This window comes from Streptococcus sanguinis, from assembly GCF_008329445.1.
Taxonomy (GTDB): Bacteria; Bacillota; Bacilli; order Lactobacillales; family Streptococcaceae; genus Streptococcus; species Streptococcus sanguinis_O.
The window spans coordinates 143,004-151,788 of record NZ_VIBR01000005.1; the positions used below are offsets into that span (position 1 = coordinate 143,004).

Sequence of the window (8,785 nt, forward strand, 5' to 3'; positions counted from 1 at the left end):
GATTCACTTTGAAATTGAAACCTAAATGTTCCTTTAAATCAAGAAATCGATTTAAGCCCCCGTGAAAACTGGTCGCTTGCGGCCTGACAATCTAACAGGAGAATATATACATGTCACGTATTGGTAATAAAGTTATCGTGTTGCCTGCTGGTGTTGAAATCAGCAACAAAGACAACGTTGTAACTGTAAAAGGACCTAAAGGAGAACTGACTCGTGAGTTCTCAAAAGATATTGAAATCCGTGTGGAAGGAACTGAAGTAACTCTTCACCGTCCAAACGATTCAAAAGAAATGAAAACAATCCACGGAACAACTCGTGCCCTTTTGAACAACATGGTTGTTGGTGTATCAGAAGGATTCAAGAAAGAACTTGAAATGCGTGGGGTTGGTTACCGTGCACAACTTCAAGGCAAAAAGCTTGTACTTTCAGTTGGTAAATCTCATCCAGACGAAGTAGAAGCACCAGAAGGCATCACTTTTGAACTTCCAAACCCAACAACTATCGTTGTCAGCGGAATTTCAAAAGAAGTAGTTGGACAAACTGCAGCTTACGTACGTAGCCTGCGTGCTCCAGAGCCATACAAAGGTAAAGGTATCCGCTACGTTGGTGAATTCGTTCGCCGTAAAGAAGGTAAAACTGGTAAATAATCTTGTCTGGCTGATTTTTTCAGCCAAACAAGCTGTTTCCCAAGGTTGTGCATAAGCACAAGATTAAAATTAAGAGGTGAAAATTGTGATTACGAAACCAGATAAAAATAAAATCCGCCAAAAACGCCACCGTCGCGTTCGCGGAAAACTCTCTGGAACTGCTGATCGCCCACGTTTGAACGTATTCCGTTCTAATACAGGCATCTACGCTCAAGTGATTGATGACGTAGCGGGTGTAACGCTCGCAAGCGCTTCAACTCTTGACAAAGAAGTTTCAAAAGGAACTAAAACAGAACAAGCCGTTGTTGTTGGTAAGCTCGTTGCTGAACGTGCAGTTGCTAAAGGTATTTCTGAAGTCGTCTTCGACCGCGGTGGATATCTCTATCACGGACGTGTAAAAGCTTTGGCTGATGCAGCTCGTGAAAACGGATTGAAATTCTAAGAGGAGGACACTAGAAAATGGCATTTAAAGACAACGCAGTTGAACTTGAAGAACGTTTAGTTGCCATCAACCGTGTTACAAAAGTTGTTAAAGGTGGACGTCGTCTTCGCTTTGCAGCTCTTGTAGTTGTTGGTGATCGCAATGGTCGTGTTGGTTTCGGTACTGGTAAAGCCCAAGAAGTACCAGAAGCAATCCGCAAAGCAGTTGAAGATGCGAAGAAGAATTTGATTGAAGTACCAATGGTTGGCACAACAATTCCTCACGAAGTTCTTTCAGAATTTGGCGGAGCTAAAGTATTGCTTAAGCCAGCTGTTGAGGGTTCTGGAGTTGCTGCCGGTGGTGCGGTTCGTGCCGTCATCGAGTTGGCAGGTGTAGCAGATGTTACATCTAAATCTCTTGGCTCTAACACACCAATCAACATCGTTCGCGCAACTGTTGAAGGTTTGAAACAATTAAAACGCGCTGAAGAAGTTGCTGCCCTTCGTGGTATTTCAGTTTCTGACTTGGCATAAGAAAGGGGATAACATGGCTCAAATTAAAATTACTTTGACTAAGTCTCCAATCGGACGCATCCCGTCACAACGTAAAACTGTTGTAGCACTTGGACTTGGCAAATTGAACAGCTCAGTTATCAAAGAAGATAACCCAGCAGTACGCGGTATGATTACTGCAGTATCACACTTGGTAACTGTTGAAGAAGTTAAATAAGCTTTGCTGGTTTAACAACTTTAAATTAAAATATGTTAGGGGATGGGATTTTCTCAGCCCCTAAAACTAAATATATGTATAGGCGAGTTTATATAGGAGACACCTTTTCTCCTATATGAGCGCTAGCATTTTACAAAAGAGGAGAAATAATATAATGAAACTTCATGAATTACAACCTGCTGTAGGTTCTCGTAAAGTCCGCAACCGTGTTGGTCGTGGTACTTCATCTGGTAACGGTAAAACATCTGGCCGTGGTCAAAAAGGTCAAAAAGCCCGTAGCGGTGGCGGAGTTCGCCTTGGTTTTGAAGGTGGGCAAACTCCATTGTTCCGTCGTCTTCCAAAACGTGGCTTCCTAAACATCAACCGCAAAGAATATGCGATTGTTAACCTTGACCAACTGAACGCCTTTGAAGATGGCGCTGAAGTAACACCAGTTGTTCTCATCGAAGCAGGTATTGTAAAAGCTGAAAAATCAGGTATCAAGATTCTTGGTAACGGAGAATTGACAAAGAAATTGACTGTTAAGGCAGCTAAATTCTCTAAATCAGCTGAAGAAGCTATCACTGCTAAAGGTGGTTCAGTGGAAGTCATCTAAGCGAGGTGACCTATGTTTTTCAAACTATTAAAAGACGCATTTAAAATCAAACAGGTACGGTCTAAGATTTTGTTCACGATTTTTATCATCTTAGTTTTCCGTATCGGTACAACCATAACGGTTCCGGGAATTAATGCCAAAGCCTTAAGCAATTTGAATGATTTACCATTCCTGAATATGCTGAGCTTGGTCTCTGGTAACGCCATGCGCAACTTCTCTGTCTTTGCACTTGGGGTCAGTCCTTATATCACAGCTTCTATCGTTGTTCAGTTGCTGCAGATGGACTTGCTTCCGAAGTTTGTAGAGTGGGGCAAGCAAGGGGAAGTGGGACGGAGGAAGCTGAATCAAGCGACCCGTTATATCGCCCTAGTTTTGGCCTTTGTGCAGGCAATTGGGATTACCGCTGGTTTTGATACTCTCTCAAGAGCTAATCTGGTTGCTAATCCTAATGTTCAGACCTACGCTTTGATTTGCGTTCTTCTAGCAACAGGTTCTATGATTGTAACTTGGCTAGGTGAGCAGATTACAGACAAGGGTTACGGGAATGGAGTTTCCATGATTATCTTTGCTGGTATCGTTTCAGCTATCCCTGATATGATTAAAGGTATCTATGAAGATTACTTTGTCAATATTCCTAGTGAACGTTTGACTTCATCTTTCATTTTTGTAGGAATTCTGATTGTGGCAGTCTTGCTGATTATCTACTTTACAACCTTTGTACAGCAGGCTGAATATAAAATTCCAATTCAGTATACGAAAGTAGCTAAGGGTGCACCTTCTAGCTCCTATCTGCCACTGAAAGTCAATCCGGCTGGGGTTATTCCAGTAATCTTTGCCAGCTCGATTACAGCTGCACCGGCAGCGATTTTCCAAGTTGTCAGTGCCATGGGCTATGACGCAGATTGGGTTAAGACAGCTCAGTCACTTTTGGCAACAACGACCATTAGTGGTATGTTCATGTACGCCTTCCTGATTGTCCTCTTTACATTCTTCTATACTTTTGTACAGATTAATCCAGAGAAGACAGCAGAAAATCTGCAAAAGAGCGGAGCCTACATTCCAGGTGTTCGTCCGGGTAAAGGAACAGAAGACTACATGTCTAAGCTGTTGCGTCGTTTGGCAACAGTGGGCTCTCTTTTCCTAGGTTTCATCTCTATCCTGCCTATCTTGGCTAAAGATGTATTTGGATTGACAGATGCCGTTGCTCTTGGAGGAACCAGTCTCTTAATCATCATCTCAACTGGTATTGAGGGAATGAAACAGCTAGAAGGCTACCTGCTGAAGAGAAAGTATGTCGGCTTTATGGATACTTCAGAGTAAGGGAATTTTGAATAGCTTTTCTAATGAGAAGCCTGTTCAGATAACCTTTCTTGAACCAAAAATAAACAAAATAAAAGGGGACAGAGTAGACTCACCCCCTTCTATTTTGTTTTTAAACGAGTTTATTAATCGGTTTAATAGATTGCTTTAAAAACAAAAAAGGAGACCAATCATGAATCTTTTGATTATGGGCTTACCAGGTGCTGGTAAAGGAACTCAAGCTGCTAAAATCGTTGAGCATTTCAATGTTGCACATATTTCAACTGGAGATATGTTCCGTGCAGCGATTGCTAACCAAACAGAGATGGGCGTTTTAGCCAAGTCATATATTGACAAGGGCGAGTTGGTTCCAGACCAAGTGACAAACGGCATTGTCAAAGAGCGCTTGAGCCAGGATGATATTAAGCAAACAGGCTTCCTCTTGGATGGCTATCCGCGCACGATTGAGCAAGCAAATGCCTTGGATCAAACTCTGGCAGAGCTTGATTTAGCTTTGGACGGCGTTATCAATATCGAAGTGGATCCTAACAGCTTACTGGAGCGTTTGAGCGGTCGGATTATCCATCGTCAAACAGGCGAAACCTTCCACAAGGTCTTCAATCCGCCAGCAGACTACAAAGAAGAGGATTACTACCAGCGCGAAGATGACAAGCCTGAGACGGTTAAACGTCGTTTGGATGTCAATATCGCTCAGGGTCAGCCGATTATTGAACACTACCGCAGCAAAGGTCTGGTCCATGATATTCAAGGGAATCAAGATATTAATGATGTCTTCTCAGCTATCGAAAAAGTCTTGACAAATTTGAAATAAAAGCGTTTTTCCTGCTTGCAATATTTGACAAGTAGTGATACAATGAATTAGTCTGACTTATAATTGTTACCTCTGTGCTCAGAGGAATCAAATCGAAATTTATGGAGGTACTTTTGCGTGGCAAAAGACGATGTGATTGAGGTTGAAGGCAAGGTAGTTGATACAATGCCTAATGCAATGTTTACGGTTGAACTTGAAAATGGACATCAGATTTTAGCAACAGTTTCTGGTAAAATTCGTAAAAACTATATTCGTATTTTAGCGGGAGACCGTGTGACTGTAGAAATGAGTCCTTATGATTTGACACGTGGACGGATCACATACCGCTTTAAATAATCGAAAAACTTGGAGGGAAAAAATGAAAGTAAGACCATCGGTCAAACCAATTTGCGAATACTGTAAAGTTATTCGTCGTAATGGTCGTGTTATGGTAATTTGCCCAGCAAATCCAAAACACAAACAACGTCAAGGATAAGATAGAAAGGAGAAAAAATGGCTCGTATTGCTGGAGTTGACATTCCAAATGACAAACGTGTAGTCGTTTCACTGACTTATGTGTACGGTATCGGACTTCCAACTTCTAAGAAAATCTTGGCAGCTGCTGGAGTTTCAGAAGACATCCGTGTAAAAGATCTTACAATCGAACAAGAAGACGCTATCCGTCGTGAAGTAGATGCGATTAAAGTTGAAGGTGACCTTCGTCGTGAAGTAAACTTGAACATCAAGCGTTTGATGGAAATCGGTTCATACCGTGGAATCCGTCACCGTCGTGGACTTCCTGTCCGTGGACAAAACACTAAAAATAACGCCCGCACTCGTAAAGGTAAAGCTGTTGCGATTGCAGGTAAGAAAAAATAATATAAGGAGGTAAAAAGTCTTGGCTAAACCAACACGTAAACGTCGTGTGAAGAAAAATATCGAATCCGGTATTGCTCATATTCACGCTACATTTAATAACACTATTGTTATGATTACTGATGTGCATGGTAACGCGATTGCTTGGTCATCTGCTGGAGCTCTTGGATTTAAAGGTTCTCGTAAATCTACACCATTTGCTGCCCAAATGGCATCTGAAGCAGCTGCTAAATCTGCACAGGAACACGGTCTGAAATCAGTTGAAGTTACTGTAAAAGGTCCAGGTTCTGGTCGTGAGTCTGCTATTCGTGCTCTTGCTGCCGCTGGTCTTGAAGTAACAGCTATTCGTGATGTGACTCCTGTACCACACAATGGTGCTCGTCCTCCAAAACGTCGCCGTGTATAATCACCAACCGTTACACTGCTTTTCGTTTAAGAGGGAGTATAGCAAATGATTGAGTTTGAAAAACCAAATATAACAAAAATTGATGAAAATAAAGATTATGGCAAGTTTGTAGTAGAGCCGCTTGAGCGTGGTTATGGTACAACACTGGGAAATTCTCTTCGCCGTGTGCTTTTGGCTTCACTTCCAGGTGCTGCTGTTACTTCAATTAATATTGAAGGTGTTTTGCACGAGTTTGATACAATTTCCGGTGTCCGCGAAGACGTGATGCAAATTATTCTGAACGTCAAAGGGATTGCTGTAAAATCTTACGTCCAAGACGAAAAGATTATTGAACTGGATGTTGAAGGACCAGCAGAAGTAACTGCCGGAGACATTTTGACAGACAGTGATATTGAAATTATAAACCCTGATCATTATCTCTTTACAATCGGAGAAGGTGCAAGCTTTAAGGCAACGATGACTGTCAATAGCGGTCGTGGTTATGTGCCTGCAGATGAAAATAAGAAAGATGATGCACCAGTGGGAACACTTGCGGTGGATTCTATCTATACGCCTGTGACAAAAGTTAATTACCAGGTTGAGCCAGCTCGTGTTGGTAGCAACGATGGTTTTGACAAACTAACCCTTGAAATTTTAACGAATGGAACAATTATTCCAGAAGATGCTTTGGGACTTTCAGCCCGCATCCTTACGGAACATTTGAATCTCTTCACTAATCTGACAGAAGTAGCTATCGCTGCAGACGTTATGAAGGAAGCAGAAAAGACTTCTGATGACCGCATTTTGGAACGGACTATCGAAGAATTAGATTTGTCAGTTCGCTCATACAACTGTTTGAAACGTGCAGGTATCAATACTGTATTTGATTTGACAGAAAAATCTGAGCCTGAAATGATGAAAGTTCGCAACTTGGGACGTAAGAGTCTGGAAGAAGTAAAAGTTAAACTTGCTGATCTCGGTCTGGGGTTAAAAAACGATAAATAAAGGAGGAATACATGGCTTACCGTAAACTAGGACGCACTAGCTCACAACGTAAAGCAATGCTTCGCGATTTGACTACTGATTTGCTGATCAACGAATCAATCGTGACAACTGAAGCTCGTGCTAAAGAAATCCGTAAAACAGTTGAAAAAATGATTACATTGGGCAAACGTGGAGACTTGCACGCTCGTCGTCAAGCTGCAGCTTTTGTACGCAATGAAATCGCATCAGAAAACTATGATGAAGCAACAGAAAAGTATACTACAACTACTGCTCTTCAAAAATTGTTCTCTGAGATTGCACCACGCTATGCAGAGCGCAACGGTGGATATACTCGTATCCTGAAAACTGAACCGCGCCGTGGAGATGCTGCGCCAATGGCAATCATCGAATTAGTTTAAGATCATCAATCTTTGTTGAGTGTTATGATGATGGAATAGAATCTCTATTCTTAGTCTAGCTCTGGTCTACCGCTAGGATTCTTTCCTAGCGGGAACACTCATCATATAGGTGATAATAGGTAGACGCTTGTTTACGAAATTGCTTTTAAGACAAAAACAATTTCGTAAGCAGGCGTTTTTGCATGAAGCTAGGAAAATACCTGAAATTTTGTTATAATACTCTAACACTATCAAAAATTTATAGGAAATGGAAATGACTGATTCAATCCAAATTTTAAAAGAGCGTTATTTAAAGAATATTAAAGAAAATCCAACTGTCTACATTGGCATTGAGTTAGAATTTCCTATTGTCAATTGCCAGGGCGGAGCGACGGATACAAATGTTGCCAAGAATCTTTTGAAGCGTCTATTGGAAGAGTATGATTTTGAGTCGGAACGATTTGATAGAGATGGCAATCCCATCCAACTGAAATCTACTAAAAATGAAGACAGAATTCTTTTTGAGGTCTCTTATAATACTTTGGAATTTGCTTTTGCAAAGGCTAGCAGAATTCAAGAAGTTGAAGAGCGTTTTAATAACTATCTGAACATTATTCAGCCAATTCTGCGCGAAGAAGACCATGAAATTCAAGGAGAAGGTATTCATCCTTTCTGGGCAGAAAATGATAATAGTCCAGTTAAGTATCCAAGATATGAAATGTTGATGCAGTATTTAGCTATGGGAAAGAACATGAATGGTCTGCACAATTATCCAGAATATGGAGCTTTTATTTGTGGGAGTCAAGTGCAGTTGGATGTTTCAAGAGAGAATTATTTGACTGTTATCAATGTCTTCAATCAAATTGAAGCTGCTAAGGCATACCTTTTTGCCAATTCAGAATTTTCAGATTCTTCTTGGAATACAAAAATAGCTCGGGATATTTTCTGGGAGCAATCAATGCATGGCATTTTACAGGAAAATGCGGGTGTGAATTCGAAAGATTTTCAAACTGAAGATGAATTTTTTACTTATCTTAGTAAATCAGCGCTTTTCACTGCCGAACGGGAAGGCAAATCCTACTATTTCTATCCGATAGGTGCTAATGAATACTTGAGTCAAAAAACTATTGAAGCTTATAGCCTCTCAGGTGAGAAAGTAAACTTGACACCAAAGGAATCAGACTTCAAGAATCATAGAAGTTATCAGTATCAAGATTTGACGACACGGGGGACAGTAGAGTTTCGGAGCGTCTGCACCCAGCCTTTTGATAAAACTTTTGCTTCTGCCGCTTTTCATCTTGGTATTTTAGAAAACTTGGAGAATGTAAAAGCCTATTTACAAGATGCTCCCTTCTTTCAGCAGGAAGGTCGGAATTACAAAGCTTTAAGAAGAAAGTTTTCTAAAAAAGAGTTGACCACAAGCGAAACAGAGCATATTTATGAATTCACAGAGAGTTTGCTTCAGCTGGCGAGGGCTGGTTTAATAGCACGTCAACTAGGTGAGGAAGCTTATCTTCCCTCTCTTTAATAGAGGCTAGCCTCTGATGAATAAAAAATTCTAGAAAAATTTAAAAAAAGATTAAAAAAGGTATTGACAGGTAGTAGGTATAGGTGATATACTAATATAGTTGTCGCGAAAG

14 protein-coding genes are annotated in these 8,785 nt (G+C 40.9%); all 14 read left to right on the forward strand.

Annotation, left to right across the window (positions count from 1 at the left end; all coding sequences use genetic code 11):
• Positions 1-110 precede the first annotated feature (110 nt).
• The 14 genes from rplF (at position 111) to FKX92_RS11205 (ending at position 8,673) form a co-directional block, all read left to right on the forward strand.
• On the forward strand, positions 111-647 hold the full coding sequence (gene rplF, locus FKX92_RS11140; protein WP_002894503.1) for a 50S ribosomal protein L6: 537 nt from the start codon (positions 111-113) through the stop codon (positions 645-647).
• Between the two features lie 85 nt (positions 648-732).
• A complete protein-coding gene (gene rplR, locus FKX92_RS11145) occupies positions 733-1,089 on the forward strand; it encodes a 50S ribosomal protein L18 (RefSeq protein ID WP_009659213.1) in 357 nt (118 codons plus the stop codon).
• Positions 1,090-1,106: 17 nt separating this feature from the next.
• Positions 1,107-1,601, forward strand: coding sequence for a 30S ribosomal protein S5 (rpsE, locus tag FKX92_RS11150; RefSeq protein ID WP_002894506.1), 495 nt, complete (start codon positions 1,107-1,109; stop codon positions 1,599-1,601).
• Positions 1,602-1,614: 13 nt separating this feature from the next.
• Positions 1,615-1,797 (forward strand): 50S ribosomal protein L30, encoded by a 183-nt coding sequence (gene rpmD / locus FKX92_RS11155; RefSeq protein ID WP_002894509.1) that lies wholly within the window; start codon positions 1,615-1,617, stop codon positions 1,795-1,797.
• 154 nt (positions 1,798-1,951) lie between these two features.
• Positions 1,952-2,392: a 50S ribosomal protein L15 gene (gene rplO, locus FKX92_RS11160; protein WP_125410810.1), complete on the forward strand. Its 441-nt coding sequence runs from the start codon at positions 1,952-1,954 to the stop codon at positions 2,390-2,392.
• Between the two features lie 12 nt (positions 2,393-2,404).
• On the forward strand, positions 2,405-3,712 hold the full coding sequence (gene secY, locus FKX92_RS11165) for a preprotein translocase subunit SecY (protein WP_002905788.1): 1,308 nt from the start codon (positions 2,405-2,407) through the stop codon (positions 3,710-3,712).
• A gap of 172 nt (positions 3,713-3,884) precedes the next feature.
• On the forward strand, positions 3,885-4,523 hold the full coding sequence (locus FKX92_RS11170) for an adenylate kinase (protein WP_149566337.1): 639 nt from the start codon (positions 3,885-3,887) through the stop codon (positions 4,521-4,523).
• A 117-nt stretch (positions 4,524-4,640) separates the two neighbouring features.
• The gene (gene infA / locus FKX92_RS11175; protein WP_001029883.1) at positions 4,641-4,859 is read left to right on the forward strand and encodes a translation initiation factor IF-1; all 219 of its coding nucleotides are present in this window, start codon (positions 4,641-4,643) and stop codon (positions 4,857-4,859) included.
• A 22-nt stretch (positions 4,860-4,881) separates the two neighbouring features.
• Entirely contained in the window at positions 4,882-4,998 is a 117-nt protein-coding gene (gene rpmJ / locus FKX92_RS11180) for a 50S ribosomal protein L36 (RefSeq protein ID WP_001808836.1), read from the forward strand.
• A 17-nt stretch (positions 4,999-5,015) separates the two neighbouring features.
• Complete coding sequence (gene rpsM, locus FKX92_RS11185; RefSeq protein WP_002894516.1) at positions 5,016-5,381, forward strand: 30S ribosomal protein S13; 366 nt, start codon at positions 5,016-5,018, stop codon at positions 5,379-5,381.
• A gap of 19 nt (positions 5,382-5,400) precedes the next feature.
• Entirely contained in the window at positions 5,401-5,784 is a 384-nt protein-coding gene (gene rpsK, locus FKX92_RS11190; protein ID WP_001118385.1) for a 30S ribosomal protein S11, read from the forward strand.
• A gap of 45 nt (positions 5,785-5,829) precedes the next feature.
• Positions 5,830-6,768 carry a DNA-directed RNA polymerase subunit alpha gene (locus tag FKX92_RS11195; protein ID WP_002894519.1) on the forward strand — a complete coding sequence of 313 codons (939 nt, stop codon included), beginning with the start codon at positions 5,830-5,832 and terminating at the stop codon, positions 6,766-6,768.
• Between the two features lie 11 nt (positions 6,769-6,779).
• The gene (rplQ, locus tag FKX92_RS11200) at positions 6,780-7,166 is read left to right on the forward strand and encodes a 50S ribosomal protein L17 (RefSeq protein WP_002894521.1); all 387 of its coding nucleotides are present in this window, start codon (positions 6,780-6,782) and stop codon (positions 7,164-7,166) included.
• A 247-nt stretch (positions 7,167-7,413) separates the two neighbouring features.
• A complete protein-coding gene (locus FKX92_RS11205; RefSeq protein WP_149566338.1) occupies positions 7,414-8,673 on the forward strand; it encodes a glutamate-cysteine ligase family protein in 1,260 nt (419 codons plus the stop codon).
• Positions 8,674-8,785 lie beyond the last annotated feature (112 nt).

Excerpts from the sequence above, each read along its gene's own strand:
- secY (WP_002905788.1), top strand. The coding sequence starts at position 2,405 with ATGTTTTTCAAACTATTAAAAGACGCATTTAAAATCAAACAGGTACGG.
- rpmJ (WP_001808836.1), top strand. The coding sequence starts at position 4,882 with ATGAAAGTAAGACCATCGGTCAAACCAATTTGCGAATACTGTAAAGTT.
- rpsM (WP_002894516.1), top strand. The coding sequence starts at position 5,016 with ATGGCTCGTATTGCTGGAGTTGACATTCCAAATGACAAACGTGTAGTC.
- FKX92_RS11195 (WP_002894519.1), top strand. The coding sequence starts at position 5,830 with ATGATTGAGTTTGAAAAACCAAATATAACAAAAATTGATGAAAATAAA.
- rpmD (WP_002894509.1), top strand. The coding sequence starts at position 1,615 with ATGGCTCAAATTAAAATTACTTTGACTAAGTCTCCAATCGGACGCATC.
- rplF (WP_002894503.1), top strand. The coding sequence starts at position 111 with ATGTCACGTATTGGTAATAAAGTTATCGTGTTGCCTGCTGGTGTTGAA.
- rpsE (WP_002894506.1), top strand. The coding sequence starts at position 1,107 with ATGGCATTTAAAGACAACGCAGTTGAACTTGAAGAACGTTTAGTTGCC.
- FKX92_RS11205 (WP_149566338.1), top strand. The coding sequence starts at position 7,414 with ATGGAAATGACTGATTCAATCCAAATTTTAAAAGAGCGTTATTTAAAG.
- rplO (WP_125410810.1), top strand. The coding sequence starts at position 1,952 with ATGAAACTTCATGAATTACAACCTGCTGTAGGTTCTCGTAAAGTCCGC.
- rplQ (WP_002894521.1), top strand. The coding sequence starts at position 6,780 with ATGGCTTACCGTAAACTAGGACGCACTAGCTCACAACGTAAAGCAATG.
- FKX92_RS11170 (WP_149566337.1), top strand. The coding sequence starts at position 3,885 with ATGAATCTTTTGATTATGGGCTTACCAGGTGCTGGTAAAGGAACTCAA.